This window comes from Collinsella intestinalis DSM 13280 (assembly GCF_000156175.1).
Classification (GTDB): Bacteria; Actinomycetota; Coriobacteriia; order Coriobacteriales; family Coriobacteriaceae; genus Collinsella; species Collinsella intestinalis.
Genome location: NZ_GG692710.1, coordinates 655,154 through 681,272 on the forward strand (window position 1 = coordinate 655,154; position 26,119 = coordinate 681,272).

At 63.4% G+C, this 26,119-nt stretch carries 26 protein-coding genes; 16 read left to right on the forward strand and 10 right to left on the reverse strand.

All coding sequences use genetic code 11. The features are described 5' to 3' along the window. Positions 1 to 93: 93 nt before the first annotated feature. The 3 genes from COLINT_RS03045 to COLINT_RS03055 all read right to left on the reverse strand — a co-directional run bounded on the left by COLINT_RS03045 (position 94) and on the right by COLINT_RS03055 (position 4,436). Positions 94 to 924, reverse strand: a complete 831-nt coding sequence (locus tag COLINT_RS03045; protein WP_006722874.1) for an ABC transporter substrate-binding protein — start codon at positions 922 to 924, stop codon at positions 94 to 96. A gap of 434 nt (positions 925 to 1,358) precedes the next feature. Continuing rightward, complete coding sequence (locus COLINT_RS03050; RefSeq protein WP_006722876.1) at positions 1,359 to 3,383, reverse strand: voltage-gated chloride channel family protein; 2,025 nt, start codon at positions 3,381 to 3,383, stop codon at positions 1,359 to 1,361. Positions 3,384 to 3,497: 114 nt separating this feature from the next. Further along, the gene (locus COLINT_RS03055; RefSeq protein ID WP_006722877.1) at positions 3,498 to 4,436 is read right to left on the reverse strand and encodes a helix-turn-helix domain-containing protein; all 939 of its coding nucleotides are present in this window, start codon (positions 4,434 to 4,436) and stop codon (positions 3,498 to 3,500) included. Between the two features lie 286 nt (positions 4,437 to 4,722). Here COLINT_RS03055 and COLINT_RS03060 point away from each other — a divergent pair, with 286 nt between their 5' ends. Next, entirely contained in the window at positions 4,723 to 6,528 is a 1,806-nt protein-coding gene (locus COLINT_RS03060) for an ABC transporter ATP-binding protein (RefSeq protein WP_006722879.1), read from the forward strand. 280 nt (positions 6,529 to 6,808) lie between these two features. Here the strand turns inward: COLINT_RS03060 and COLINT_RS03065 are convergent, their stop codons facing one another. From COLINT_RS03065 to COLINT_RS03080, 4 genes are all read right to left on the reverse strand, one after another. After that, positions 6,809 to 7,684 carry a deoxyribonuclease IV gene (locus tag COLINT_RS03065; RefSeq protein WP_039910542.1) on the reverse strand — a complete coding sequence of 292 codons (876 nt, stop codon included), beginning with the start codon at positions 7,682 to 7,684 and terminating at the stop codon, positions 6,809 to 6,811. A gap of 51 nt (positions 7,685 to 7,735) precedes the next feature. Beyond that, on the reverse strand, positions 7,736 to 8,245 hold the full coding sequence (locus tag COLINT_RS03070; protein ID WP_233418326.1) for a hypothetical protein: 510 nt from the start codon (positions 8,243 to 8,245) through the stop codon (positions 7,736 to 7,738). Between the two features lie 209 nt (positions 8,246 to 8,454). Continuing rightward, entirely contained in the window at positions 8,455 to 9,066 is a 612-nt protein-coding gene (locus COLINT_RS03075) for a pentapeptide repeat-containing protein (protein ID WP_006722882.1), read from the reverse strand. Beyond that, entirely contained in the window at positions 9,053 to 10,174 is a 1,122-nt protein-coding gene (locus COLINT_RS03080) for a Gfo/Idh/MocA family protein (RefSeq protein ID WP_006722883.1), read from the reverse strand. Before COLINT_RS03080 ends, COLINT_RS03075 begins: the two co-directional genes overlap by 14 nt. Positions 10,175 to 10,457: 283 nt before the next feature. Between COLINT_RS03080 and COLINT_RS03085 the strand changes: the two genes are divergently transcribed. The 5 genes from COLINT_RS03085 (at position 10,458) to COLINT_RS03105 (ending at position 13,948) form a co-directional block, all read left to right on the forward strand. Continuing rightward, positions 10,458 to 11,258: a serine hydrolase gene (locus COLINT_RS03085; RefSeq protein ID WP_006722884.1), complete on the forward strand. Its 801-nt coding sequence runs from the start codon at positions 10,458 to 10,460 to the stop codon at positions 11,256 to 11,258. Positions 11,259 to 11,322: 64 nt separating this feature from the next. Then, a complete protein-coding gene (gene rnhA, locus COLINT_RS03090) occupies positions 11,323 to 11,811 on the forward strand; it encodes a ribonuclease HI (protein ID WP_006722885.1) in 489 nt (162 codons plus the stop codon). A 68-nt stretch (positions 11,812 to 11,879) separates the two neighbouring features. Continuing rightward, the gene (locus tag COLINT_RS03095) at positions 11,880 to 12,992 is read left to right on the forward strand and encodes a Gfo/Idh/MocA family protein (RefSeq protein WP_006722886.1); all 1,113 of its coding nucleotides are present in this window, start codon (positions 11,880 to 11,882) and stop codon (positions 12,990 to 12,992) included. Positions 12,993 to 12,996: 4 nt separating this feature from the next. After that, the gene (locus tag COLINT_RS03100) at positions 12,997 to 13,416 is read left to right on the forward strand and encodes an acylphosphatase (protein WP_006722887.1); all 420 of its coding nucleotides are present in this window, start codon (positions 12,997 to 12,999) and stop codon (positions 13,414 to 13,416) included. Between the two features lie 115 nt (positions 13,417 to 13,531). After that, positions 13,532 to 13,948 (forward strand): Fur family transcriptional regulator, encoded by a 417-nt coding sequence (locus COLINT_RS03105; RefSeq protein WP_006722888.1) that lies wholly within the window; start codon positions 13,532 to 13,534, stop codon positions 13,946 to 13,948. Here the strand turns inward: COLINT_RS03105 and COLINT_RS03110 are convergent. After that, on the reverse strand, positions 13,945 to 14,712 hold the full coding sequence (locus COLINT_RS03110) for a Cof-type HAD-IIB family hydrolase (RefSeq protein WP_006722889.1): 768 nt from the start codon (positions 14,710 to 14,712) through the stop codon (positions 13,945 to 13,947). The genes COLINT_RS03105 and COLINT_RS03110 overlap by 4 nt on opposite strands. A gap of 37 nt (positions 14,713 to 14,749) precedes the next feature. Further along, positions 14,750 to 15,883, reverse strand: coding sequence for a ribonuclease D (gene rnd, locus COLINT_RS03115; protein ID WP_006722890.1), 1,134 nt, complete (start codon positions 15,881 to 15,883; stop codon positions 14,750 to 14,752). A gap of 94 nt (positions 15,884 to 15,977) precedes the next feature. Between rnd and COLINT_RS03120 the strand changes: the two genes are divergently transcribed. The 5 genes from COLINT_RS03120 (at position 15,978) to COLINT_RS03140 (ending at position 21,412) form a co-directional block, all read left to right on the forward strand. Beyond that, the gene (locus COLINT_RS03120; protein ID WP_039910296.1) at positions 15,978 to 16,889 is read left to right on the forward strand and encodes a diacylglycerol/lipid kinase family protein; all 912 of its coding nucleotides are present in this window, start codon (positions 15,978 to 15,980) and stop codon (positions 16,887 to 16,889) included. A 327-nt stretch (positions 16,890 to 17,216) separates the two neighbouring features. Beyond that, the gene (locus tag COLINT_RS03125) at positions 17,217 to 17,792 is read left to right on the forward strand and encodes a hypothetical protein (RefSeq protein WP_006722892.1); all 576 of its coding nucleotides are present in this window, start codon (positions 17,217 to 17,219) and stop codon (positions 17,790 to 17,792) included. 59 nt (positions 17,793 to 17,851) lie between these two features. Beyond that, complete coding sequence (locus tag COLINT_RS03130) at positions 17,852 to 19,612, forward strand: ABC transporter ATP-binding protein (RefSeq protein ID WP_006722893.1); 1,761 nt, start codon at positions 17,852 to 17,854, stop codon at positions 19,610 to 19,612. Continuing rightward, entirely contained in the window at positions 19,605 to 20,351 is a 747-nt protein-coding gene (locus COLINT_RS03135) for an energy-coupling factor transporter transmembrane component T family protein (RefSeq protein WP_006722894.1), read from the forward strand. Before COLINT_RS03130 ends, COLINT_RS03135 begins: the two co-directional genes overlap by 8 nt. An 89-nt stretch (positions 20,352 to 20,440) precedes the next feature. Continuing rightward, a complete protein-coding gene (locus COLINT_RS03140) occupies positions 20,441 to 21,412 on the forward strand; it encodes an RsmB/NOP family class I SAM-dependent RNA methyltransferase (protein WP_039910297.1) in 972 nt (323 codons plus the stop codon). A gap of 89 nt (positions 21,413 to 21,501) precedes the next feature. Here COLINT_RS03140 and COLINT_RS08820 read toward each other — a convergent pair whose 3' ends face one another. Further along, the gene (locus COLINT_RS08820; RefSeq protein WP_267878531.1) at positions 21,502 to 21,630 is read right to left on the reverse strand and encodes a hypothetical protein; all 129 of its coding nucleotides are present in this window, start codon (positions 21,628 to 21,630) and stop codon (positions 21,502 to 21,504) included. 207 nt (positions 21,631 to 21,837) lie between these two features. Here COLINT_RS08820 and COLINT_RS03145 point away from each other — a divergent pair, with 207 nt between their 5' ends. The 5 genes from COLINT_RS03145 (at position 21,838) to COLINT_RS03165 (ending at position 26,112) form a co-directional block, all read left to right on the forward strand. Continuing rightward, the gene (locus COLINT_RS03145; protein ID WP_039910298.1) at positions 21,838 to 22,959 is read left to right on the forward strand and encodes a beta/alpha barrel domain-containing protein; all 1,122 of its coding nucleotides are present in this window, start codon (positions 21,838 to 21,840) and stop codon (positions 22,957 to 22,959) included. 180 nt (positions 22,960 to 23,139) lie between these two features. Next, positions 23,140 to 23,595, forward strand: a complete 456-nt coding sequence (locus COLINT_RS03150) for a YhcH/YjgK/YiaL family protein (protein ID WP_006722898.1) — start codon at positions 23,140 to 23,142, stop codon at positions 23,593 to 23,595. A gap of 44 nt (positions 23,596 to 23,639) precedes the next feature. Beyond that, on the forward strand, positions 23,640 to 24,035 hold the full coding sequence (locus COLINT_RS03155; RefSeq protein WP_006722899.1) for a GtrA family protein: 396 nt from the start codon (positions 23,640 to 23,642) through the stop codon (positions 24,033 to 24,035). A gap of 149 nt (positions 24,036 to 24,184) precedes the next feature. Then, positions 24,185 to 24,619 carry a GtrA family protein gene (locus tag COLINT_RS03160; RefSeq protein ID WP_006722900.1) on the forward strand — a complete coding sequence of 145 codons (435 nt, stop codon included), beginning with the start codon at positions 24,185 to 24,187 and terminating at the stop codon, positions 24,617 to 24,619. Between the two features lie 455 nt (positions 24,620 to 25,074). Next, on the forward strand, positions 25,075 to 26,112 hold the full coding sequence (locus tag COLINT_RS03165; protein ID WP_211203984.1) for a coiled-coil domain-containing protein: 1,038 nt from the start codon (positions 25,075 to 25,077) through the stop codon (positions 26,110 to 26,112). The last annotated feature ends 7 nt before the right edge of the window (positions 26,113 to 26,119 follow it).

Consider the following 26,119-nt stretch of genomic DNA (forward strand, 5'->3'; position numbering starts at 1 on the left):
GCCGCCAACGGACACGCGACCGGCATCGCACCTCGCCGCAAAGTCCCTCCCGCGTTCGCGCACGGGAGGGCGGGCCGTCACGATGCGAAGCGGCTACTTGATGCTGTACTTCTCCATCAGGGCATCGATGGTTCCATCCTCGGAGAACTTGGCGAGCGTCTCGTTGATCGCGTCCTTGAGGCCGGGATTGTCCTTGCTCACGGCGATGGCGTATTCCTCGCCGGTGGAGATCAGCTTGATGACCTGCTCGTTATCGAAGCTCGAAGCGGTGAGCTGAGCGGCCACGGAACGGTTGGTCACCAGAGCGACGGCCTGGTTGGACTGCAGGGCGGCAAAGCAATCGGTGGCGTTCTTGAACGGCACCGCGGTCGCCTCGGGGAAGTTCTCGTTGACGAACACCTCGGCCGTGGAACCGGACTGAACGGCGATCTTCACCCCTTCGACATTGAGGGCATCGGCGTAATTGTCTCCCGTGATATCGGCGTTGTCCTTCATGGTGACGATCGCCTGGTCATCCATGTAATACGAATCCGTGAAATCGACCTGCTTCTCGCGCTTGGGCGTGATGGTGATGGCGCCGAACGCGGCATCCATCTTGGTGCCCGACGCGACGGCGGCGCACAGGCCGTCGAAATCCATGTTGACAATCTCGAAGTCCAGGTCCAGGTCATCGGCGATGAGCTCGGCGAGCTCGAGGTCGAAGCCCTTGTACTCGCCGTCCTCCATATATTCGAAGGGCTCGTACTCGGCGGATGTGCCGATGGTGAACGTGCCGTCCTCGACCAACGTGTAAGCCGCGTCGTCCCCTGCCTTGCCAGCGGCGCTGCCCGCCGCGGGGTCCTGGGAACCGCCGCAGCCGACGAGCGCGAGCGCACCGGCGATTGCGAGGGTTGCGGCGGTCGCGCCGAATAGTTTCTTCTTCATGAGAGTGTCCTTTCCCCTGAGGCGTTGATTTCAAGCAAGCTTTGCTTGGCGAACGAGTATACACACTTTCGCATGTTTTGGTATGTTTAATACAGTTTGTTTCACCTTCGTTACCGCTATGCTCATTTGCTCGCATCTTTGATGTGTAGTTATGCACATCAGTGAAACAGCGCCATAGCCGCTCATCCCGCCACATCGCGGCCGCGCGGCCCAAATCGACGCGCCGTACAGGCTAAAGCCCTACAAAAAATGCCAGCCCGATGAAGGCTGGCATTTCTGTGACTATATTCAGGCTTCCGCACGCGGCGACGATCGTCGAGTCCCGCCGACGCCAGGAGGCCAAACCGCCGTCGATGCGCAGTGGCCCCGCAAAACGGACACAGAGGGCGTGTGGGAACTCCTCGCGGTTACCGCGTCCGTGGGCACCCCAACGCCTACGAGGCGGTACCGCCCTCGGCATTGCCCGCAGCTGCGGGCGAGTCGCCGTCCGCAGCGCCCCCTGTCCTCGTTGGTGCGCTACCGCCCTCATCGGAATCTGCGTTCTTAGAGGCGCGCGATGCGCCGAACTTCGTCACGGAACGAACCGCGGCGCCATCCGATCCATCGACCGCCTTGGCGCAATTGAACGTGATGGAATCCCCGACCTTGTGACGGACGATTTCCAACATATCGGGCAAGGCGAAGTCGTAAATCGCCGAGTCGCCCTCGAGCGTGACGTAAAAGTGCGAATTTCCGTCGATGACCGCCTGGGCAATGGAGGCGATGGTGCCGGAGACCTCGACCTCCGCACCGCTCGCCGCCGCCTCATCTCCGGAAAGCGCACCGGATGTGGCGAGCATCTGCAGGTAGCTCTCCTGAGTCGACGCAACCGTGGAACCCGTGGCGACGCTCTGGTAATGCTCCACGTTGATCATGGCGTACATCTTGACCAGGCCGGCATTGTCTTTCAACGCCATGAAATAGGTCGGCTGCCCGGCGACATTGAGCAGAAGCGGGTAGGTCGCTTCGTACTTGAGGTTCTGCACCTGACCCTCGGCAGACGCCTGGGCCGAATCCTCGGTGGCGCCCGCCACCGGATAGTAATGCGACTCTCCCGTGCGCTGATTGACCAGGATGAAGCCAACATTCGAGCTGTCGGCAGTCACGGAGCTCACACCCGTGTACAGGTAGATATCATCGTCCTGGGCAAGGTAGTTGTAGCCGAGCTCACCGTCGGTGCCGAGCGTGGTGCGGACCACGCCCTGCTGGCCAAGCCAGGAGTTGAGCCAACCGCCCCTGTACGCGCCGCTCCAGTTGTACTGCTGGATGATGAGGTCGCTCGGATAGGCGCGGTCGACCCATGTGGGGCAGTCTTCAATCGCGTAATCCTCAGTCTCGCCGGTGCAAGCGTTCACCAGAACAACGCGCTGGATCGTGGTGCCCTCGAACAGGCCGATGGTGCGCTTCTGCACGGGAAAGACCCACCAGGGCGTTCCCTTCTCGTCGAGCTCGAAACTCTTCTGATCGAACATGTAGGTGGGGTACTTAAGCTGCACGTAGCGGTCGATGTTGCGCGCGAGCGGCTCGCTCTCGGAATAGCGGATCGGGTCCTTCAGACGCACAACCTCGGCCTCCTGCGTGACCATGTCCACGAGCACGTACGCGGGGATACCCGTGCCGCGATGACTCAGCCACTTGAAAAGATCGGCATAGGTGAGCGGGCTCACACGCACCGGGCGACCCTGATAGTTGATCTGGCTGTAGGCGGGACTGATCTCGAACTGGCTCACGAACTCGGGGATCGAACCCATGGCGCGGGAGCCGAGCAACTGCGCGGAAGCGCGATCGATCACGGGGACATCCGAATAGTCAACTTCCTCGATATCCTTGGCGAAATCGCCGTCAGTGGTCTTGAGCACGTTGGCGTAACGCTCGGCGTTGCCGGGGATGAACGGCTCACCCATGATGAGGCCGACGAAGAACGCAAGAATCACCGCAAGCGGCACGTACGCGAGCCGGTTGAACAGCGTGGCATGGCGCGCGGAGCGCAGGGCCACGACCTTGAGGGCGACCACGGCGAATATTGCGACGAGGATGATCCAGCTCCACACGCGCGGGCTGTGGATGTTGAGCGCCGGATGGAACCACCAATACGAGACGAGCGCGGCGATGCCGAGTGCGATCAGCGCCACGATGAGCGCCGTACGGCTCCAGTGGGCGAGCTTCTCCATGAACGGGGGGACGGGGCGCCCTTTGTGAACATGTTCCCCACGCGCGGCCTTCTCCTTGGCGCGAGCGGCCTTCTTGCGCTCGCGGGCGGACTTGGGCGCTTCGCCGCCCGCAGGGTCCTTCGACTCTCTCGCCGGGATGTCCTCCACCTCGACTTCCACATCGATGGGCTCCTCCGCACTGCGTTCGGAGCCGCCGGGCACCTCCACTCCGGAACGCCTCAGCATCTCCAAAATCTCGTCGTGGTTCATCGAGGTATCAATCCTTCCGGGCGGTCGGCGTGCAATATGGAGGGATGATACCCAGTTCGGCGGCGGGCAACGCGAGCGAGGGCGAAACCCCGCCCGCGCCACCGCAAGGCACCCCTAGGACTCGCGAAACACCGTTAAGAACACCCATCCAACCGCGATGGCGATGGCGCCCCAGATGAGAATCTGGCTCCATGCGGAGAGGACGAAGAAGAGGCTACCGAGCGCTGCGACAACCGTCACCGCCCCTACCAATAGGGCAAATCGAACGCGCACGTCACATCTCCCATGCAGAAATTCGGCACGTTCGTTATATGCCTCGATATCAATGCGGCGGGCCATGAGGCGACCGTACATCGCAACAAGTGCCGCTGCCGCGCAGCAGACCACCAACGAACTCAGGCCTCCCGACACATGTTGCAGCGGTGCGCTCTGAATGACCGCGATCACGGCGCCGAAGCATACGAGCGCACAGGCCGCGATACGCGAAAACCCGCTCAGACGACAGGCACGCTCGTGATCGTCATCGGTGTAGAAGTTGCTCACGAACGGATGGGCGCGACAAAACGCGACGTGCCTGATGTGGGCCACCGCAAGGCACGCGAGTGCACCCGCGGCACCCGTAAGCAGAAAATAGAAAGGATAAGGATTGAGAACCGGCCCCCAACCTCCACCGAGCAGCAAAAGGCCGACGCCGCCGCGCGCGAGCATCGCAACGCTCCCCACACCGAACACCAAAAAGGCGGCAGCGCCCGCAATGAACAGGGCCCGAGACCTCATGTGCGGATCGTATCCGGTCACATCGGACACAGGCGCGTCGTCGGGGATGGCAAGCGTCTGATTGACAGTCCTAACCGTCACGTCACCGCGAATCAGCTCATCGAGGTCGACTTCGAAGATCTCGCACAAGCGGACCAGCTTGTCCATGTCAGGGGTGGAGGCACCAGCCTCCCACTTGCTCACCGCTTGACGGGTCACGCCGAGCAGCATGGCGAGATGTTCCTGGGTCATGTTACGCGAATCACGCAGATATAGCAGGTTGTCACGGAAACTCATGATGCGCTCCCTTTCATCGTGGTCAATCGTATATGCTCGCCGAGGCGTCCGGACCCCTCGCCGACTTCAGCTTCTGCGAACGATGCCCGTTGCGCAAGGGCGTTGGGGTTGCGTTTTGCCCCTGAGCCGTCAACCGCTGGTTGCGACTCATCTACCCGCAGAAACAGTACGATCTGCGCGTCTTTTCACATGACTGGGCGATGCGGCCGAGTTCAATCCGCGCTTGACCTGAAGGGCACTTCAAGGGATAACCTAGGACAGAGGACGACGCATAAGGAGACACACCATGTCACAGAGAAACGTCCAAAAGCTCGAGAAACCAGCCGTGAAACGCACGCTGCGCCGCTTTTGGGAGGTCACGCGCATGGTACCCGGCGCGGCATTCCTCGCTGTGTTCACCTCCGTCGCCTACGTGGCACTGCTCATCTTCGTGAACACCTGGGTGATGGGCCTCATCGTGGACCGCGTGCAGGCGGCGCCCGTGCCCGCCGATAAGGTGTGGGAGGTCTTCGGCCCCTACATCCTGGCGCTGCTGCTGGTGAACCTCGTCGGCCAGATCTGTTCCAAGTTGCAGGACTACGCCGTCTACAAGTTGCAGATCAACGGCAACTACCATCTCGCGCGCCTGTGCTTCGACACGCTCTCCAACCAGTCGATGACATTCCACACGAGCCGTTTCGGCGGCGCATTGGTGAGCCAGACGAGCAAGTTCATGAGCGGCTACACCCAGATGGTCGACGTCGTGGTCTACTCGCTCATCCCCACCATCGCAAGCACCGCCTGCACGTTCATCGCGCTCGCGCCGGCCGTACCCGCCTATGCCGCGGCACTCGCCGTGATGCTCGTGATATACGTGATCGTGGCCACGCGCATGTACCAGCGCATCCTGCCGCTCTCCGCCGCCACCGCCAAGGCGCAGAACCGCCTCTCCGGCGTGCTGTCCGACGCGGTAACGAACATCCTGGCCGTCAAGACCTGCGGACGCGAGGACTTCGAGAAGGAGCTTTTCGACGAAGCGGACCTCGCCGCCATGCGGGCGGAGAGCCGCTCCATGCGCGCCACCATGCAGCGCGGCTTCACCACGAGCGGCATCATCACCGTGATCATGCTCATCGTGTCTATTTTCGTGGCGGGCGGCAACGCCTGGTTCGGCATCTCGGGCGGCATGCTCGTCATGATGTTCTCCTACACCTATCAGCTCTCCATGCGCTTCAACTACATCAACTCGATGATGCAACGCATGAACCGCGCCATCGGCGACGCGAGCGAAATGGCCCGCATCCTTGACGAACCCCGACTTGTGGAGGATGCGCCCGGCGCCCCGGACCTCGTGGTGACCGAGGGTTCGATCGATTTCGACCACCTCGGCTTCGCCTACGCCGACGCCGCCGAGGGCGACCGCGTCTTCACCGACCTCAACCTGCATATCCCGGCCGGTCAGCGCGTGGGCCTCGTTGGTCGCTCGGGTTCGGGTAAAACCACCCTCACCAAGCTGCTGCTGCGCCTTTCCGACGTGCAGGACGGGCATGTGCGCGTGGACGGCCAGGACATCTCCACCTGCACCCAGCAGAGCCTGCGCCGGCAGATCGCCTACGTTCCGCAGGAAGCGCTGTTGTTCCACCGTTCCATCCGCGAGAACATAGCCTATGGCCGCCCCGGCGCCTCCGAGGAGGAGATCCGCCGTGCCGCCGAGCTTGCCAACGCGCTCGAGTTCATCGATCGCCTGCCCAGCGGCCTTGATACGCTCGTGGGTGAGCGCGGCGTGAAACTCTCCGGCGGCCAGCGTCAGCGCGTGGCCATCGCCCGCGCCATCCTCACCGACGCACCGATCCTGGTGCTCGACGAGGCCACAAGCGCATTGGACTCCGAGAGCGAGGCGCTGGTGCAGGATGCACTCGAGAACCTCATGCGCGGACGCACGTCCATCGTCGTGGCGCACCGCCTGTCCACCGTGGCAGCGCTCGACCGCATAGTCGTGCTCGCCGACGGCGAGATTGTCGAGGATGGCACGCACACCGAGCTTGCCGAGGCCGAAGGAGAATACGCCGCCCTCTGGAACCGCCAAACCGGCGCGTTTTTGGACGGGGAATAAGCCGGACGAAGAAGCTGTGGCAGGGCAAGCCGGGCTGAAAAACGGGGGGGCGCGAAGTCGCAATGAGGCATATCCTGCTGGAATGTCACTCACCAAGCTGCGACGAACCCCCTCGCCCGAGGAAGAGAGCTTTTTCGTACTCATTTTGAGATTAGTCAGATACACGCGATCGGAGACCAACTGCGACCTGCAGTTTTGTTGGACCAAACACCTGCACTACTTCATCCTCTTTAAAAACGATACGAAAAACCTCAACTTCTCAGCGCAAGCGCGACTCGCGTTACCCCGCGAGCCCGCGCAGGTAGGCGATCTCACCCGCATAACCCGCGAGGTCGTCATGCGGGGTTTCCAAAATAAAGGGCAGTTCGCACAGGGCGGGATGCGTCACGATGGCGCGCAAAACGTGCTCGCCGCCACCGAGCTCGGGATTGCCCAGGTATCCCCCGCCGATCACCTCATGGCGGTCCTTATGCGAGCCACGCGGGTTCTTGGAGTCGTTGATATGGACCGCCTGCAAGCGCTCGAGACCCACAACGCGGTCGAATTCGGCCATAACGCCATCCAGGTCATCCACGATGTCGTACCCACCGTCGGAGATGTGGCAGGTGTCCAGGCACACACCGAGCATATCGGTGCCGGCAAGCTCGGGACGGCGTGAAGCCACACCCTCGATGATGCGTGCCAGCTCCTCGAAAGTGCGGCCCACCTCGGTGCCCTTGCCGGCCATCGTCTCGAGCAGCACGCACGTGCGCTGACCCTCAAACATCACCTGGCACAAGGCATCGACAATGAGCTCGATGCCGGCATCGACCCCCTGACCCACATGTGCGCCAGGATGGAAATTGTAGAGTTGCCCGGGCAGCGCCTCCATGCGCTGCAGGTCCTCGGCCATGGCCTCGAGCGCGAACTCGCGCGCCCGTTCCTTGGCGGAACAGGGGTTGTACGTATAGGGTGCATGCGCCACTAGGCGTCCAAACCCATCTTCGTCCAAGATTCGCCGCAGACCCGCCACGTCATCGAGATCGAGCGGCTTGGCGTTCCCGCCGCGCGGATTGCGTGTGAAGAACGCAAAGGTATTTGCGCCAATGGAGCGAGCGGTCTCGCCCATAGCGGCATAGCCCTTGGTAGTGGACAGATGACAACCGATGGTCAGCATGGGACCTCCGAAATACATGGGCCGCGCGCGGCGCGCAGTCGAAACACCTTGCTACTCTACGGCCTCGAGCTCGGCAAGCTCACCGGCGGGAAGCTCGACGGTCTCCTCGCCGCGCACGAGCACGACAGCCGCGACCTTGGGGGCGTCGGTCCCGCTGACCATAAACTGATGCAAGACAAAGTCCATCGTCGCCGGCGTGTCCTCATCGGGCTGGGCCATAGTCAGCGTGAGCACGCCGTCGGCAAATTCGACGCTCTCGACCGCGGGCTCCGGAATCGACGAACCGGCGACCTGGACCTGCACCGTGCCATCCTCATGCTGCATCCAGCACTCACCGGGCATTGCCGCGCCATCCTGGCCCGCGACGTTCATGAAGGGGGCTTCGGGGTCGAGCGCAGCCTCCCAAGCAACGGCGGCGACAGGATCCGAGTGGGCTGAGCCTGCGCCGGCGGAACCGGAAGGCGCAGAGCCTGCGGGGCCTCCGGCGCCGCAACCGGCGAGCAGAAGCGTCGCCGCAGCGGCGATCAGGGAGCGACGGGTGATGCGGGCATCGAATTTCATGGGTGTCCTTTCGACGTCGAACAGCCTCCCGATTGTCCTCGATTGCATCCTCGCGGACCGATTCTCCTCAATCAACACACCAGCCGCTCATGTAAAACCGAAGCCCATGCCGCTCGTCCGAGATTTTGCCCCGCTCATAGGGTGGACGGGATTCTTCAGGACGAGCGACGGCATCGACCCAACGCGGCCGGGCGTCACCATGAAACAGGCTACCCCTCGGCAAGACGCACCCCGAGCAACTGAACGAGATCGAGCGCCTGATCTGCACCGACCACGAGGCCGCGCAGCTCTCGGTAATCGCTCGACAGGACAGGCGCCGAGAACGTGCAGTCAGACACATCGATGCCGGCAAGTGGGGTGCCGAACACATCGATCCTCGTGAGATCGCACGCATCCCAGCGCACGTTCTTGAGCTTCGCCCGCTGCAACGCCGCTTCACGCAGCCTGCACCCATCGAGCGAGAAGTGGTCGATCGACGTCTCAGACAGGTTCGCGTACGAGAGGTCTGTGGAGACGGCGCAAACCCAGGCGATCCTCGCCTGGAGCAGGCTCAAGCCCGGTGCGGAGCAATCGCGCAGGTCCACACGGTTGAGCCACGCCTTGTCCATCACGCAACCGATGAACCGGCAGTTCTCGAGCACGACGTCGCGAAACGTGCATTCACTCAGGTCAACCTGCTCGAAAAGGCAATCGCGAAAGACCGCGTGCTCAAAGGTCGCCGCGTTCGCGCATTCATACGCGAGCTCCACGTCCTCGACCAGCACGTGCGAGATATAGCCGTCCCCCTCGGCGAACACCGCGAGCAGTTCATCGCTTCCCACGCGATGAGCTGTCTCCCCAACGCGAGCGCAGTCCGAGCCCATCCTCGCCGCCATCGCTACCCCCCCCTCCCCCGACGCGTTCGCGTGGCTCGTGCCACGCCGCCCGCGCCGCATCGATGATGCGGGCAGTGCGAACCGTCGACGACAGCGGCATAATCGGGCTCTCGCTCTCGCCCCGGCGGATGAGCTCGCACGTATGGGAGATCTCATCGTAAAAATCATCGACCGCCAGGGGCGCTTCGATGCACTCCCCTGCGGTACGCGAGGAATCGGGCCCGTCGAAGCGGTGCACCGTGAAGCCCGTCGGGCGATGGAGCATCGGGATGGAAACCTCGCCGCGCTCGCACGTCACGCGGCACTCGACGCGGTACTCCCCCGCGTCCCCGGCGAAATCGAAATGCACGGGCACGCCTCCGATGCGCAGGTCCGCCTCGTCGGCGATGTCGACCGCGGAGCCGTCCGAGGCCACCATCCACCGCGTCCGCACGTCGTCGACCTGTATCGCGCCGCCCAAGAGGTCCTCCGCCCATGCGACGCCATAGCACCCAAGGTCGTACAGCGTTCCCCCTTGAACAGGGTCGAGCAGGTAACCGCCCTCGAGGTCGCCGTAATCCAATCGATGCACGACTTCAATGCCGCGGATCTCGCCGAGTTCGCCGGACGCGAGCAGTTCTCGCACGCGGGCCCTAACGGGCATGAAGCGGGGCTTCATCGCCTCCACAAACAGGGAGCCCGACTCACGCGCGGCAGAAACGACCCGACCGGCCTCTTCGGCGGAGAGCACCGCCGGTTTCTCACACAGGACCGCCTTGCCCGCCCTCAGCAGCCGACAGGCCCATCGTTCGTGCATCCCATGAGGCAGGGAGAGGTAGACCGCATCGACGTCAGGATCGTCCACGAGCATCTGATGGGCGCGTTCGCCGCCATCTTCCGCGCTGACGTAGCGTCGACGTGCATCGACTGGAAACTCGGCGGCGAAGCTATCGAGGCGCACGGCACTGCGGCCGCTCAGCGCCACGAGCGACGCCCCCTCGACATGCCCCAAAGACCGCGCAAACCGACGCGCGATGCCGCCGGCGCCCATGATTCCCCAGCGCAATCCAGCCATATCGGACCTCCCATCCTCACGTTCAACCCGACATGATACGCGCTCGTCCCGCCGCAAACGCCCAGACGGGAAAGGCGTACCATGGGATTGCAGCCGCATGCGGCTCGAAGACCATGCGAAAGGGGCAACCATGACAGATGCATCGCGCGCGGACACAACGCCATCCCGCCGGCATTCCCCCATACGTCGCGACTCGCCCATCGCCCCGTCATCGACCCTTTTCCCAGCGGCGGCCCTGTCCCTCGTTATCATCGCACTTGGCGGGTGCGCAGCATCGACCCCCATGATCGGGTCACAGGTCTCGGGCACCGCCGATCATTCGACAATGGTCATCGTGCAAGACACCGAGGCCGAAGATGCCCCCGACCCCGAGACCACAACGCTCGAGCAAGCCGACGGGCAGGCGAAGTCCGAGCTCGACGCTGCCGTGGCGGCCGTCGAGGAAGCGGGAGCCGATATCAGCTACATCGTTCTCAACCTCGAAAACGGCCAGACCATCGAGCACAACGCCGATCGGGCATACTACAGCGCGAGCACCATCAAGGCACCGTTCTGCATCAGCCTCGTACGCGCCCAAGGCGACGCGGCACGGACGAACTACGGCGGCCTCATCACCTCGACCATCGTCAACTCGGACAACGAGGCCTATCGGACGCTTCGCGAGCGTCTGTACGGTCAATCGTTCTTTGGCGAACTCTCCGCCCAGGCGGGAGCACCGTGCGATCTTACGCATTGGTACTGCGATTACAGCGTTCGCGATCTCGCGAACATCTGGCGCGTCTGCGCCGATTGGCTTGCGACCGACGACCCTTGTGCCCAATGGCTGCGCGACATGCTCGGCGACACGCTCAACTCACGCGTCGACGATATCGCGGGCATCGACCAAGCCTCCACATGGTCGAAGGCGGGATGGTTTTCGGGCGAGGCGCGTTACAACGTCACGTTCGACGGAGGCGTGGTCAATACGCCGCAGGGAAGCTACGCCATCGCCGTCGCGACCAATCGCGGTTCAGACTTCAAGAGCATCGAGAGCGTCATGAGGCCGCTCGTCTCCCTCGCCAACGCAAGGCTGTCCGAGGCGTAGGCCGTGCGCCCCGCAGACAGAACGTCAACCCTATAATGGCCCCAGCCAAATCGAAAGGAACCATGTGAAGGTCATCGTCTACACCGACGGCTCATCTCGTGGCAACCCGGGACCGGGTGGCTACGGAGCAGTCCTCAGGTACACCGCCCCCTCGGGCAAGCTGCACACGCTTGAGCTCTCCCGCGGTTACGACCGCACCACCAACAACCGCATGGAGCTGTTAGGGGTCATCTCGGCACTCGAGGCGCTCAACCGCCCCTGCGAGGTCGAGGTCCACTCGGACTCCCAGTACGTCTGCAACGCATTCAACCAGCACTGGGTCGAGGGCTGGATCCGCCGAGGGTGGAAGACCTCGCAGAAGAAGCCCGTCAAGAACGTCGACCTTTGGAAGCGACTGCTCGCCGCCAAGGAACCCCACGACGTGACCTTTCACTGGGTGAAGGGCCACGCCGGACACGAGTTCAACGAGCGCTGCGACCAGCTCGCCACGGCGGCGGCGGATGGCGAGGGCCGCGCGTGCGACACCGGGTTCATCGAGGGCGAGTCCGACTGACCGGCCGGCACACCACTTGACGAGAAGGACGTCCCCGACAAATCGGGGACAGATTGAGAGGCAGCGATATGATTCGCATCGCGACCATCGGAACGAGCGGCATCACCGCGTCCATGCTCGACGCCCTGGCGAACGTGGAGGGCGCCGTCTTTGTCGGCACCCTCTCGCGCGATCGCGAGAGAGCCGCGGCCTTCACATCCGAGCATGGGGGGACGACCCCCTTCACCTCGCTCGATGAGCTCGCCGCAAGCGATGGGGTCGACGCGGTCTACATCGGCAGCCCCAACGCGCTCCATCACGACCAGGCGCTCGCCTGCATCGCGGGTGGCAAGCACGTCCTTGTCGAGAAGCCCTTCTGCGCCAACCGACGAGAGGCCGTCGAGGTATTCGAGGCGGCTCGCGAGACGGGCGTCGTCGCGCTCGAGGCGATGCGTCCCTTGCACGACCCCGCCTTCCACGCCATCAAGGAGGCCCTGCCCCAAATCGGCGCCATCCGCCGCGCCACCCTTCGCTTCGGCAAGTACTCCTCCCGCCACGATGAGATTTTGGCGGGACGCCATACCAACATCTTCGACTGTGCCATGGCGTCAGGCTCCCTCATGGACATCGGCGTCTACTGCGTCGAGCCCCTCGTCGAGCTGTTCGGCGCGCCCGAACGCGTACTCGCCTCCGCCGCGCTGCTCGACGAGGACACCCGAGAACTCACGCACGGTCCAATCGACGGATCGGGCGTCATCCTCGCCTCCTACCCCGGCATGACCGCCGTCCTCGCACATTCCAAGACCACGAACGACCTCTCCGACAGCCAGATCGAGGGCGAGCTCGGCACCCTCATCGTGCACGGGATCTCCGCACCTTCCGCCATACGCGTCGAGTTGCGCTCCCATGCCGCGCGGCAGGCGGATTCCGTCGGCTACTCCTCGGCCCAGACCGTCGGCCGCGACATCGACCTCCCCACGTTCGAAAACACCATGCAACATGAGCTCGCGGACTTCGTTCAGTCTGTTGAAGAGATACGCATAGGCGGCGACTGCACCCAAGTCCCCTGCGGCACTTTCGGCAATGTCGCCCACTTCCGCGACGTGACCCTCGCCTCCCTCGACATCATGGACGAGGCGCGTCGCCAGACGGGCGTGAGCTTCCCCGCCGACCGCGAGACCACGGCCGCGTGCGAGAGCTAGCACCATGGGCATTTTCGAACGCATGATGGAGTACGCCCGTCAGTTCGAGCGGGAATCCGGCATTCCGGAAGAAGATGTCGAACGATCGGGACGCATAAGCCCCTGCGAGGCCGAGCTCATCTCCAAACTCTCCACGACAGAAGGAGCCGTCCGACTCGCCCTACTGTTCAGCGGTTCGGTCCAAGGGGTCGGGTTCCGCTGGACCAACCAGGAGCTCGCCCGTGATCGCAACCTCACCGGATGGGTGCGCAACCTGCCCGATGGAACGGTCGATATGGAGATCCAGGGCGCCGCCAAGTCGATTGCCGCGCACCTCGAGCGCCTGCATGCGTACTACAGGCGCTTCGGAAACCGCATCTGGCTCGAATCCTTCGACGAACTTCCCCGCGTCGAGGGGGAGAACGACTTCGAGGTCCGCTTCTGACCGTGCGCTGAAACGACCCTCATAAGGAATCATTTACGGAAATTGGCGTGCGCTCCTTGCCATGCTGCTCACCTTCTGCTCAAATGTTACTTAGTTAGTAACGAACGGAGAAACCATGAGCACATCGGCACCCGACCAGCCCGTCACACGCCGCAACACGCGTCAGCGCCAACTCGTGCTCGATGCCGTGCGTTCGCGCTGCGACCACCCCACGGCGGAGGACATCTACCTGCAAGTCCGCGAGACCGACGAGCGTGTGAGCCGAGGGACCGTCTACCGCAACCTCAACCTCCTCACCGAGGCGGGCGTCATCACCACGGTGAAGACCCCGGGCACCACCCGCTTCGATTGGCGCTGCGACGGCCACGCCCATGTCGTGTGCCGAGCATGCGGCGCCGTGGCGGACATCGCCCTGCCCCACGACCAGGCGCTCGACGCACGGGCAGCCGAAGAATCATCCTATGCGCAAGTCTGTCACAGTTTGATTTTCGAAGGCACCTGCCCGGCCTGCCAGCGCGCAGCCCAAAGCTAGACGAGCCCCAGCTTTCTGCAGGCGTTCCAAATGCCATCGTCGTCCACGTCGGTGGTGACGAAGCTGGCACGCTCCTTCACGCCATCCCACGCGTTTCCCATGGCGATGCTCGTGCCCACGACCTCGAACATGCCGAGGTCGTTCTCGCCGTCGCCGAATGCGATGGCCTCCTCGGGCGCGATGCCGAAGCGCTCGAGAGCGGCGCGCACGCCGTAGTCCTTACCGCCCTTCGCAGGGACCACATCGCAGAACAGGTCGTTCCAGCGCGTTGCCACGACATGCTCGGTTTTGGAAAGGAACACCTGCTCGACATCGGGCCCGCCGAACACGTTGAACTGGTAGACCGGAAGCTCGTAGGCCCAATCGAGGTCGCCGAGCGAATAATCGAGCCCCACCTGGCGACCGAGCTCGATCACGCGGTCGCCGAGATTGTTCACAAACGAGCGGCTCCCCTGCATCACATACAGGTCATAGAGCCCTTCGCGGGCCTGTTCGACTATCACGCGCACATCGCGGTCGTCGATGTGGGCATCGCGAAACACCCCTTCATCGTCGAAGCACAGTTGGCCGTTCATGGTCACATATGCGTCGAAGCCCGTTTTGAGCTCCTCGTGCATCTCCATGAGCGAACGACCGCTGGCGATGCACACCTTGATGCCCTTCGCACGCATGAGCTCGATGGCGCGCCATGCGCTCTCGGGCACACGATGCGTCTTGAAGCCGACAAGCGTGCCGTCGATATCGAAAAACGCCGCCTTGATCATCAGATCCTCCCATGCGGTTCGGGGCGCACGGGCGCCATTACAAGATCTCGAGGGCCCCGTCTTTGACGGTGAGGCCGATATTGCCCTGAAGCAGGTCGTCCATGAGGGTACCGACCAACTCGAAGCGCCAACCTTCGCGCAGGGGGCTGCGCTCGGGATGCTCGATGTAGTCGAGCAGGCCGTCACGCGAGACAATCAGAGAAGTTGCGACGCCGGAGCGCTCGGAAACGAGGCGGATCAGCGCGTACATGAGGTCGATGACGCTCTCGAGCTCGGGCGCCGGCGCGCGATGGGCGCGACCGATCGAGGGCAGGTTCTCCTGCGGGCAGCGGCGACCGCGAGCGATTGCGTCGAGAGCGACCTCGACATCGCGGGCACTCAGCTGCTCGGTCCCGCGCACCGCGCGGAAGTCCTCGACGGTCTGCGGCGCGCGTTTGCACAGCGCCAGCAGGACTTCGTCGGACATGACCCACTTGCGCGGGATATCGCGCGTCTCCGCCCGCTGCTCGCGCCAAGAAGCGAGCTCACGGGCAACAGCGAGCTGACGGCGCGTGCAGGCATTCACGCGCTTCACGCGCTTGAACGCGGCGCGGGGATCGCTGCGATAATGGGCGGGGTCGGCAAGGGGGCGAATCTCGTCGCGCACCCAGGCCGTGCGACCGAGCGAATGCAGCTTGGACTCGATGACGCGATACGCATCGATGAGATAGCGCACATCGTCAAGGGCGTACTCGATCTGCTTGGGGCTCAGCGGACGCCGCGACCAGTCCGTCAACGATTCGGTCTTGGGCAGGGAGACGCCGCAGAACGTGCTCACGAGGTTGTGGTAGGAGCACTGCGCACGCTCACCGAGGAACCCCGCCGCCACCTGCGTATCGAAGATCGGCGCAGGCACGGAGCCGAGCGCGTGGCAGAGCACCTCCATATCTTGCGAGCAGGCATGGAATACCTTGAGCGTGTCGACGTCGGTCATGAGCTCGGCGAGCGGCCCCAGATCGTCGATCGCGAGGGGGTCGATGACCACGCACTCGTCCGGCGTGGCGACCTGCACCAAGCACAGCTTGGCGTGATAGGTCTTCTCCCGCAGGAACTCCGTGTCGATGGCGATGGCCGAAAAAGCACGGGCGCGATTGCAGAAGGCGGTCAGGTCCTCATTTGTGGAGATGTACATTCGTCTCCCCGGTACGGGAAAACCCGCGTGCGACACGGGTAGGATTACGTCATCTTGTAACTATACCCGCCTTTTCATGAACAGGGAACTCGCCATGCGTTGCCTCATCATCCACAACCCCGCCTCCGGCCCCCGCTCAGACGAGATTTTCGACTTCGCGCGCGCTCTGTCCGAGGCCGGCGATGAGGTATGCCTGCGCTTCATCGGCGATGGCATGGAGCCTCATCAGGCCGCGGAGGACGTAAGCGCGTTCGACCGCGTCGTGGTCTCCGGTGGGGACGGCACCGTGTCCAACGTGCTCGACCATATCCGCGATAGCCACGTCCCCACGCTCGTCTTTCCCTCCGGAACCGCGAACCTGTTCTTCAACAACATCGGCAACGCGCCCGAACCCGCCGCGCTGGCCAAGGCCTGCCGCGAGGGCCGTACCAAGACGGCCGACATGGGAGAGCTGTTCTGGAAGGCGGAAGACGGCAGCGTCCAGCGCCACGGTTTCATCATCATCGCGGGCACCGGCTTCGATGCCGACATCATGCACAAGGCCGAGCCCGCCAAGGGAGACATGGGCGAAATCGCCTACTTCCTCTCGGCGCTCGCCAACCCCGCCCCCACCGTCGCGCACTTCACCATCGAGCACGACGGGGAGGTCGACGAGCTCGACGGCATCGGCTGCATGGTGGGCAACACCTCACTCATCCAAAACGATATCAACCTGTTCCCCGATTGCCGCATGGACGACGGGTTCATCGATATCGCCGTGATCCAGCCCGCCAAAACCGTCGAGCTGCTCCCCACCCTGCTTGCCGGCGTCCTCGATCCCGCAGGCAAGGGCCTGGGTCGGCCGCAGTTCACCCTCTTCCAAGCCAAGGAGGCGCGCATCACCTGCACGCCCTCCCTCGGCATGGAATTCGACGGGGAGCTCATACACAACAACACCGGCGAGTTCGGCGCCCGCGTCCTTCCCGCCTGCCTCGACCTCATCGTCGACGACTTCGCCAAGCTCTAGCGTATCGCGGCGCGCGTAACGGCACCGAAACGTATCGCCCGCCCCGTTGCACCCGCACTGCACTGTGCTATAGTCCCTAACCAACGTTTCGACCTCCGATAGCGCGAAAGGAGCCATCATCATGAAGCAGATCACGTTCGTCTCCCTCAACAACTGGTGGTGGCATGACGCGTCTTCGGCCGGTCGACGGTGAGTCCTCATACCCATATACCATCCAGGTAACACGAGGCCTCCGGTTTGACCGGGGGCCTTTTTTCATGCCGAGGCCCCGTCCACCGCCTTTGCCCCCCTGAACGCAAGCGCCCCAGTTCGCGAAAGGAACCTCCCATGACCACCCCGTTCCAACCCAGTGGCCGACCCCGCACCCTCGCCATCGACGAGCGACGCGGCCTCGACATCCAAAGCCTCGTCTTGCTTGCCGTCCTGCTCGCCGCCGGCTTCATCCTCAACTTCACGGCAGGCAAGGCCATCTCCGCGGTCTCCGGCGGAGCCATCGCCCCCGAATTCATCGTCTCCGCCTTCTGCCTCGCGATCCTGGTCATTCGCCCCACCATCCCGCAGGCCCTCGTGATCGGACTCATCTCGGCCGCGGTCATCCAAATCACCACCAGCTCCCCCGGCATCGACTTCGTCGCCGAAGGCATCGCCGCCGTCGCCATGGCGTCGATCGTGAACGTCGGCGCACGCACGCCCGCGCGCAACCTGGTGCCCGTGGTCGGCACCTTCATCACCACATTCCTCTCCGGAATGATCTTCATGGTGGTCAAGATGGCGCTCATGGGCTTCGCCGGCGAGCTGGCCGCCGTGATGACTCCGGTCGTAACGGTCACGGCGGTCTTCAACGCGATTCTCGTCGGTGCGCTCTATCAGCCCGTCAAACAATCGCTCGGTCTGAACGAGTGACGCAGCCGCATCCGTCCCACTCGGCATCTCCAGATGCCGAGCACCGAGAAAGGAGCCCTATGAGCGCGATCATCGAAATGGAGTGCGTCTCGTTCTCCTACGGCACCGCCGCTGACGGCGCCTACGCCCTCAAAGACATCGACCTCTCCGTCGAAGAGGGCACCTTCGTCGGCCTGATCGGCCCCTCGGGTGCCGGAAAGTCGACGCTGGCGAGCGCCATCACCGGCGCCATCCCCCACCATTATCGGGGCCGCCTGTTTGGCTCCACACTCGTGGCGGGACTCGACACCTGCGAGGCGTCCCTCACCGATATAGCCAAGGTCGCCGGCTCGGTCCTCCAAGACATCGACGCTCAGATGGTGGCCTCCGTCGTGGAGGACGAGCTGTTGTTCGGCCTTGAGAACTTCGGCATCGACCACCGCGAGATCGAGGGGCGCATCGCATCGGCCCTCGACGCCGTGGGCATCGCCGACCTGCGCCATCGCGAAATCGCGACGCTTTCCGGCGGACAAAAGCAAAAGGTCGCCATCGCCGCCATCCTCGCCATGACGCCCCGCGTCATCGTCATGGACGAACCCACCTCCGCGCTCGATCCCGCGAGCGCGCGCGATGTGTTCGAGGTACTCCGACGCGCCAAGGAGCTGACGGGGATGACCGTCATCCTCATCGAGCAGACGGTCGCGCTGCTCGCCGAGTATTGCGACCGCGTCGTCGTGATCGATCAGGGCCGCATCGCACTCGACGGTACGCCGACCGACGTTTTCTCCCACGGGGAGACCCTGCGAGCCATCGGCGTCGACACCCCGAGAACCGTCCGCATCTCCAACAGCCTCGCCGAAGCCGGGCTCGCGCCAAACGACTCCCCCGCACTCACGCTCGACGGCGCCGAATCCCTCGTCGCGGGCATCCTCGCCCCCGGGCTATCCAAGAGTTCGCCCATCGTGCCCTGCGCCCTGGGCGATGGACCGAATGCGCGCAACACGACCGATGAGCGTCCGATCATCGTCGACGTCGCCGGAGCAGCGTATTCCTACGGAACGGGACAGGCGGGCATCGAGGGAATCGACCTCACCGTGCGCGCCGGCGAGATTCTCGCCGTCGTCGGCCAGAACGGCGCCGGCAAAACGACCTTTACCAAATTGCTGAACGGCCTGATCAAGCCAAGCGCCGGCGTGGTGCGCATCGCCGGGCTCGACACCCGCACGACACCGGTGAGCGCGCTCGCATCGCACGCCGCGACCCTCTTCCAAAATCCGGACCGCCAGCTATGCCGCAATACCGTCGTCGAGGAAATCTCCTTCGGCCTCGAGCTCCAAGGCGCACCCGCCGATGCCGCACGGGAAAGGGCACGTCGCGTCGCCGCCACCTTCGGCCTGCCCGAAAACGCCTCCCCCTTCAACCTCTCCCGCGGCCAACGCCAGATGGTCGCGCTCGCAAGCGTCGTGGCCCTCGAACCCGAGCTCATCATCCTTGATGAGCCCACGAGCGGGCTTGACTACCGCGAATGCATGACCGTCATGGAGACGGTCCGCCAGCGCGCACTCGACGGCGCCGCCGTCGTCATGGTCTGCCACGACATGGAAGTCGTGAGCGATTTCGCCGACACCCTCGCCGTCATGACGGAGGGCAGGCTGATCGAAGTCGGCCCCTCCCGCGAGGTATTCGCAAACGACGCGCTGCTCGCCCATGCGCGCATCGCAGCGCCGTGCGTGCCCGCGCTCGGCAAGCGCCTGGCAGCCCGTTTCCACTCCTCGTTCGCCCACATAACCGAAGTCGCCGACCTCGTCGCCCTCGTCAAGGAGCTGAAGGCCCATGCTTGATGTCATCGATTACACTCCCGGGAAGAGCCTGCTGCACCGTCTCAACCCCGTGACGAAGCTCGCGATCGCAGCGGCGATCATCACCGCGACCTTTCTCACGCAAAGCCCCTTCGCCCTCACGGCCCTGCTCGCACTCACCCTGGCAATCGGCGCCTACGCCGGCGTGGCAAGACGCCTGACGGGCCTGCTCAAAGTGCTCCTGCCCATCGTGGTCGTCATGTTCACCCTACAGGTCGCGTTCACTCCCACGGGCGAGCATATCGTCGTATTCGCGACCGTCGATGGCGTGATCGGCGGGCTGCGCGCATGCCTTCGCCTGGTCGGCGTCGCCTTGCCGCTCGTGCTCATGCTCAGCGTGACGAGACTCACGGACCTGGCCAATGCCTGCGTGGAGGTCCTCCACGTCCCCTATCGCTACGCGTTCACGTTCACCACGGCCCTTCGATTCGTCCCGGTGTTCACGCGCGAGATGAACGCCATCATGGAGGCTCAAACCGCGCGCGGCGTGCACTTTGACACCGGCAACCCGTTCAAGAAACTCGCCCTCATGATTCCCGTGTGCATCCCGCTGCTCGTAACCTCGGTGCAAAAGACCGACGCGACGGCGCTCGCGGCCGAGCAGCGCGGGTTTTACCTGCGCACGCGCGCCAGCTCCTATCGCCGCTATCCGATGACCGCCACAGACATCGCCGTCCTTGGCTGCTGCCTCGCACTCGTGGCGATCGGGTTCACCCTGTAGGCGCACCTGCACCGAGGCGCTAAGATAGCGATGCACGACGAATGAACCCGCCCGCGATGGGCGACGACCCGATTTTGCCAGGAGGAACCATGCAGCTGACCGACCGTCTCGACGAGCGCACGCGCGAGCTTCTCGCCGACGGCTTCGATGCCGCGCGTGCACGCCCCGTGACCCTGCGCGCCAACACGCTCAAGGCAACTTCCGACCAGGTCTCCGCGGCGCTCGACGCTGCCGGCATCGGTTATGCCCGCGTGCCCTGGTACGAAGACGCCTTCGTACTCGATGGCGCACGAGAGCGCGAGGTGTGGGGCCTCGACATCTACCGCGACGGTCTCGTGTACCTGCAGAGCCTCTCCTCCATGCTCCCGCCCCTCATCCTCGATCCGCTCACGGGCGCCGACATCCTCGACATGTGTTCGGCCCCTGGCGGCAAAACATCCCAGATCGCCGCCCTCACGACCAACGGCGCACACCTCACCGCCTGCGAGATGAGCGCACCGCGCGCCGAAAAACTCGCGTACAACCTCGACAAGCTCGGCGCTCAAAACGTGAACATCATGCGCACGGACGCGCGTCGCCTCGACGAGTTCTTCAGCTTCGATCAGATCCTGCTCGACGCGCCCTGCACGGGAACCGGCACATATCGCACGGGTGACGAACGAGCGGAAAAGCGCATGACGCCCCAACTGCTCGACAAGGTGGTCAGGTCCCAGCGCGCACTGCTGGACCGAGCGCTCACGGTCTTGAAACCCGGCGGCACCCTCGCCTACTCCACCTGTTCGGTTCTCCCCGAGGAAAACGACGAGCAGGTGCGTGCGGCCCTCAAGCGCCATCGTGACTGCAAGGTCGTACCGGTCCTTGCGGGCAACGTCGACGACGGGCAGTCCGATCCGGAAGAGCGCATCATCACGATCGCGCACGCCGACGAGGGCGAGCTCGCATGGCCGATTATGAATCTCCCGAACTCGCTCGAGGGAACACTGACTCTCGCCCCGACCAGGCTGTACGAGGGGTTCTACGTCGCCGTCATACAAAAACAGGCCCCTCGCACCAGACGATAAGGCCACGTTGGACAAACATGAAACGGGACCCCCGCGTCAATGGCGCGGGGGTCCCGGCGTTCACACGGATGCAAGCGTCCGATCGACGGCTATCGCTCGCGCTCCTCATCGCCCTTGCGGGCGTTGCGGTCCTTAAGGGTGGCGAACAGCAGGTATACCAGGGCCACCACGGCGATGGCGCCGGCGATCATGAGCACCGGGGCCAAAATGTCGAACATCTCCACGGCGGCACCATCCCTTCTCGCGCGCGAATGCGCACTCTCAAATTGCTCTCGCCGCCCCAGCATACCAGATTCGACCCCGATAGCCGCCATGGCGCAGGAACCACAAAGGCATGGAGACCACGTGAGTGACGCCCCTTGGCCCTCTAAAGCATACGGGCGGGTACAATGAATCGACATTCGTCCTTCCCTCAAGGGGGCATCATGACCAACACCACTCCCGACGCCGGGCGCGCCTCTGTACCCGACCCGCGGCCCGATGCCGTTGAACCGCAAATGGGCACCGGCTCCGCCGCCACGTCCAACCCCATACCGGCCATCGAGCGCAACGTCGACCATGCCGAGCTCGAACCCGGCGACACCGATACCGATCCCATCTCGGTGAGCGCCGAGGTCCCCGAGTCGATCGAGGCGACCATCGATTTCTCCGAAGTCGAGCTTGCCGACGAATTCGCCGAACCCGAGCTCGCCGTGACGCCGGGCGGCCTGCTGCCCATGGAGCCCTCGCCCATCGAGGGCCGTCTGCGCAAGGCCCCGCTCCGCGTCCCCGATGAGCTTGAGGAGTGCGGCGGCTTCACGCTGTTCGGGCGTCGCATCAAGTCGCTGCTCTACACCACCGACGTCGCCGTCATTCGCAACTCCAACGCCGATGCGATCTTCGCCGTGTATCCCTTCACCGCGCAGCCCGCCATCACGCAGGCCCTGCTCACCGCCTCCGAGGCCCCCGTCTTCGTGGGCGTTGGCGGCGGCACCACAACCGGCAAGCGCTCCGTGCAGTTGGCGGCCGTATCCGAGATGCAGGGTGCCGCGGGCGTTGTCGTCAACTCCCCCGCTCCGCCCGAGATGATCGAGCAGATCTGCGCCGTCATCGATATCCCCGTCATCGCCACGGTGGTGCGCTGCGATGCGGTCGCGCATGCCAAGGTGAAGGCCGGCGCCAAGATCCTGAACGTCGCCGCCGGCAAGGACACCCCTGCCGTTCTGCGCGAGCTGCGCGAGATCTACCCGAATCTCCCGCTCATCGCATCTGGCGGTCGCAGCTCGCTGTCCGTTCGCGAGACCGTCCAGGCGGGCGCCAACGCCGTCATCTGGACGCCGCCCTCGGCGCAGCAGCTCCAGGCCGACATGATGCGCCGCTATCGCGAGGCCGAAGTCAAACCCGAGGTGCCGATCATGGACCCGGTCGCCGCAGCAGATGTCAATCCCCTTGAAAGCGCGCGCGCCGACGTGCCCATCCCCGACGAGCTGATCGCCAAGGCAACCACCGGCGGCCCCAAGCGCCAGCGTCCCTTCCCCCAGCTCTTCTTCAAGGGTAGGCGCCACTGACGCTTGCCCGGCACCCCGATCTCTTGGGCAGGCCCCACCAGAGCCCGTCCGATATCCCGATCGCACAAGGCCCCGGCCAGCTCGACCCGCATGGTCGGCAGGTCGGGGCCTTTTTCATGCCCAGATGCTATACTCCGCACCATGGGCGCACGCCCGGATAATCTCACGAAAGGACCAGCCATGCTCGTCACCAAACTCGTCAACTCCGCATCTCACGATTACCTGGCAGAACGCTTCCGCGCTGCCTACGACTTCCTCACCTCCTCCGATCTCATGTCTCTACCGCTCGGCCGCAATGAGATTCAAGGCGACGACGTCTATGCGAACGTGCTCGAGTACGATACGGTCCCCGCTTGCGAGAAGGAGCTCGAAGCGCATCGCGACTACTTCGACGTCCAGTTCGTGGCAAGCGGCGAAGAGCTCCTGCAGTTCGCCGACTGCGAGGGCCTCGAAACTGTTCAGGCCTACGACGAGGCGGACGATTACTGCCTGCTCAAGACCCCCGAACCTGTTACCTCCATCGTGCTGCGCGCAGGCGAGCTCGCCATCTTCGCGCCCGAGGACGCCCACAAACCCGGTTGCGCCCTGGGCGAGCCGTGCCATGTCCGCAAGATCGTCGTGAAGGTCCGCGCCTAACACCACACGCCAAAACGACCCATCAACTAGATTCGAATCGAAACATGAAAACGCTCCTCTCACAACTTGCGAAGTTTGGCGTTGTCGGCATTGTTGCCACCCTCATTGACTTCGGAATCATGAACCTGCTTCATTACGGAGCCCACCTCGATATCCTTTTCGCCAATACGGCGGGATTCGTCGTCTCGCTCATCTTCAACTATGCAGCGAGCATGAAGTTCGTCTTCGAACACAAGGACGGGATGAGCCGGGGCCGCGAGTTCATCATCTTCGTTGTGCTCTCGGTCATCGGCCTCATCCTGAACGATGGCATAGTCCTGACCCTCAACAAGGGGCTGTCAGTCGAGGCCAACGTTGCAAAAATTGCCGCCACGGCACTTGTAATGATTTACAACTTCGTGACGCGCAAAATCTTCCTCGACGGCACGGGCAACCAATAGCTCACACGCCAGTTGTCCGTTCGCCGGAGTTGAAATGCCGCCCGCCGACACGTCATGTCGGCGGGCGGATTCATATGCTTCTTGTGCTTGACCTTACAATTCGTTTACCCAAGACGTATAGTTGCCTGCATTGAAGCAGGACGGCCATCATGGCCCTCGTGAGCGGAAGTGATGGTTTGCGCAGCGCACTCGCACATCCCAATACTCGTCAGTTTTTGAAATTCGCCGCCGTGGGACTCGCCTCCCTGGCGGTCGAGTACGCATTTCTCGTCTATCTGCTGCAGTCGCTTAATATGAACTACCTCATGGCGACCACGATCTCCTTCATCATCTCCATCGTGTTCAACTACATCCTGTCCATGAAGTACGTCTTCGTGCACAAAGAGGACATGAGCCGCCGCCGCGAGTTCGTCATCTTCTCGGTGCTCTCCGCCATCGGCCTGGGCCTGAACGACCTGTACATGTTCATCGGCGTCGGCCTGCTGAACGTCGGCACCATGTCCATGAAGCTCATCTCCACGTTTTTCGTCACCTGGTACAACTACTTCAGCCGCCGTAAGTTCCTGGACGCCGGCCACGCGTGAGAAGCCTCGGGATCCATGCTCGTCGATTGGCTAGAACTTGATAGAAACGCAGCGAAAAGGGTCGAATCGCGGCCCTTTTTCATATGTGTACCCGAAGATGTCGAGACTCTGGCGGCACCTCGGTTCGTGGCCATCAGACCTTCAAGCTTCAACTCAAAGTTGAAAGTCGTGACGGAGCGCCAAGCGGCCCAATTTCGTTGACATCTGTACGTCTTACCAGGTAGATGAGGTGTTCTTGGTCAGTTGGTCCTCGGTTAAACCCTCACCTTAAAGGTGAACTTGAAACTACAAAACTGCTTCACATTTCATCGTCTCCGCAGGTAGCTGAAGCTTAAACCTTCAACTTGAACCTTAAAGAATGTCTAACGTTCAAGTTGAACTCGAAGCCGATGCTATGATGCTTGCTGTCCTAAGGTAAGCAACAGACGAGGATGTACATGGACGCAACTCCAAGCATGCACACCACGTGGCGCACCAGCCGCACCCGCCGCATCATCGCGGGCGCCGGCGTGACGGCAGCGCTGTTCGCGAGCGTGCTCTTCCCCGTCCCGGCACGAGCAATCACCACCGAAACCGCAGCCACGCTCACCGAGACCCAGAAAAAAGTAGAGGAGACCGCCGCCGCATTCGATGAGGCGACGAGGAACCTCGACTCCCTGCAGGAGCAGGTTGCCGAGAACGAGGCGCGCATCGCCGAGCTCGAGGCCAAGCTCCCCGCCGCGCAGGAGCGCGCCAGCCGCGCCATGCGCGAGCTCTACAAGCACCACAAGGGCTCCAATACCCTCATGAGCTTCGTACTGAACACCAAGAGCATGGATGAGCTCATCTCCGGTATGAAGTATCTTGATCAGGTCAAGGATGCCAACGTCGGTGCCCTCACCGAGCTGAGCGAGCTCCAAACCGAGCTCGAAGCCAAGAAGACCGAGCTCAAGAGCGCCAAGGTCCAGGCCGAGGCGGAGCGCGACTCCGCCGCCGAGGCCCTCACCCAGGCCCAGAAGCTTCGCGAGGCCGCGCAAGCTCAGGCCGACGCTGAGGCCGAGGCCGAGCTCGCCGCGCTTCAGCAGGCGTCTCAGAACATGGGCGGCGGCGCAGTCGCCACGCCCAACAACGGTGTCGTGAACTGGGACGTCGACCAAGCGTCCTTTGTGGCCGAATGGGCCCCGCGCATCGACGCGTACCTCGCCGGCTCCCCGCTCGAGGGCCAGGGCGCCACGTTCGCCAATGCCGCCTGGAAGTACGGAGTAGACCCTCGCTTCTCCCCCGCCATCTCCAACACGGAGAGCTCCAAGGGCCGTCATTGCTTCCGCCCCCACAACGCCTGGGGCTGGGGCAATGCAAGCTGGGGCAGCTGGGAGGAGGCCATCGACGCGCATGTCTCCGGCCTCGCCCGTGGATACGGCTACACCATCAGCGTCGCCGGCGCCAAGAAGTACTGCCCGCCCAACTGGTTCAACTGGTACAACAACACGCTGAGCGAGATGAACCGAATTTAGAGCCGCA

What these genes read in the sequence shown, in the direction of transcription:
- COLINT_RS03045 (WP_006722874.1), bottom strand. Translation starts at nt 924, where the DNA reads ATGAAGAAGAAACTATTCGGCGCGACCGCCGCAACCCTCGCAATCGCC.
- COLINT_RS03050 (WP_006722876.1), bottom strand. Translation starts at nt 3,383, where the DNA reads ATGAACCACGACGAGATTTTGGAGATGCTGAGGCGTTCCGGAGTGGAG.
- COLINT_RS03055 (WP_006722877.1), bottom strand. Translation starts at nt 4,436, where the DNA reads ATGAGTTTCCGTGACAACCTGCTATATCTGCGTGATTCGCGTAACATG.
- COLINT_RS03060 (WP_006722879.1), top strand. Translation starts at nt 4,723, where the DNA reads ATGTCACAGAGAAACGTCCAAAAGCTCGAGAAACCAGCCGTGAAACGC.
- COLINT_RS03065 (WP_039910542.1), bottom strand. Translation starts at nt 7,684, where the DNA reads ATGCTGACCATCGGTTGTCATCTGTCCACTACCAAGGGCTATGCCGCT.
- COLINT_RS03070 (WP_233418326.1), bottom strand. Translation starts at nt 8,245, where the DNA reads ATGAAATTCGATGCCCGCATCACCCGTCGCTCCCTGATCGCCGCTGCG.
- COLINT_RS03080 (WP_006722883.1), bottom strand. Translation starts at nt 10,174, where the DNA reads ATGGCTGGATTGCGCTGGGGAATCATGGGCGCCGGCGGCATCGCGCGT.
- COLINT_RS03085 (WP_006722884.1), top strand. Translation starts at nt 10,458, where the DNA reads ATGATCGGGTCACAGGTCTCGGGCACCGCCGATCATTCGACAATGGTC.
- COLINT_RS03095 (WP_006722886.1), top strand. Translation starts at nt 11,880, where the DNA reads ATGATTCGCATCGCGACCATCGGAACGAGCGGCATCACCGCGTCCATG.
- COLINT_RS03100 (WP_006722887.1), top strand. Translation starts at nt 12,997, where the DNA reads ATGGGCATTTTCGAACGCATGATGGAGTACGCCCGTCAGTTCGAGCGG.
- COLINT_RS03105 (WP_006722888.1), top strand. Translation starts at nt 13,532, where the DNA reads ATGAGCACATCGGCACCCGACCAGCCCGTCACACGCCGCAACACGCGT.
- COLINT_RS03110 (WP_006722889.1), bottom strand. Translation starts at nt 14,712, where the DNA reads ATGATCAAGGCGGCGTTTTTCGATATCGACGGCACGCTTGTCGGCTTC.
- rnd (WP_006722890.1), bottom strand. Translation starts at nt 15,883, where the DNA reads ATGTACATCTCCACAAATGAGGACCTGACCGCCTTCTGCAATCGCGCC.
- COLINT_RS03120 (WP_039910296.1), top strand. Translation starts at nt 15,978, where the DNA reads ATGCGTTGCCTCATCATCCACAACCCCGCCTCCGGCCCCCGCTCAGAC.
- COLINT_RS03125 (WP_006722892.1), top strand. Translation starts at nt 17,217, where the DNA reads ATGACCACCCCGTTCCAACCCAGTGGCCGACCCCGCACCCTCGCCATC.
- COLINT_RS03130 (WP_006722893.1), top strand. Translation starts at nt 17,852, where the DNA reads ATGAGCGCGATCATCGAAATGGAGTGCGTCTCGTTCTCCTACGGCACC.
- COLINT_RS03135 (WP_006722894.1), top strand. Translation starts at nt 19,605, where the DNA reads ATGCTTGATGTCATCGATTACACTCCCGGGAAGAGCCTGCTGCACCGT.
- COLINT_RS03140 (WP_039910297.1), top strand. Translation starts at nt 20,441, where the DNA reads ATGCAGCTGACCGACCGTCTCGACGAGCGCACGCGCGAGCTTCTCGCC.
- COLINT_RS08820 (WP_267878531.1), bottom strand. Translation starts at nt 21,630, where the DNA reads ATGTTCGACATTTTGGCCCCGGTGCTCATGATCGCCGGCGCCATCGCC.
- COLINT_RS03145 (WP_039910298.1), top strand. Translation starts at nt 21,838, where the DNA reads ATGACCAACACCACTCCCGACGCCGGGCGCGCCTCTGTACCCGACCCG.
- COLINT_RS03150 (WP_006722898.1), top strand. Translation starts at nt 23,140, where the DNA reads ATGCTCGTCACCAAACTCGTCAACTCCGCATCTCACGATTACCTGGCA.
- COLINT_RS03155 (WP_006722899.1), top strand. Translation starts at nt 23,640, where the DNA reads ATGAAAACGCTCCTCTCACAACTTGCGAAGTTTGGCGTTGTCGGCATT.
- COLINT_RS03160 (WP_006722900.1), top strand. Translation starts at nt 24,185, where the DNA reads ATGGCCCTCGTGAGCGGAAGTGATGGTTTGCGCAGCGCACTCGCACAT.
- COLINT_RS03165 (WP_211203984.1), top strand. Translation starts at nt 25,075, where the DNA reads ATGCACACCACGTGGCGCACCAGCCGCACCCGCCGCATCATCGCGGGC.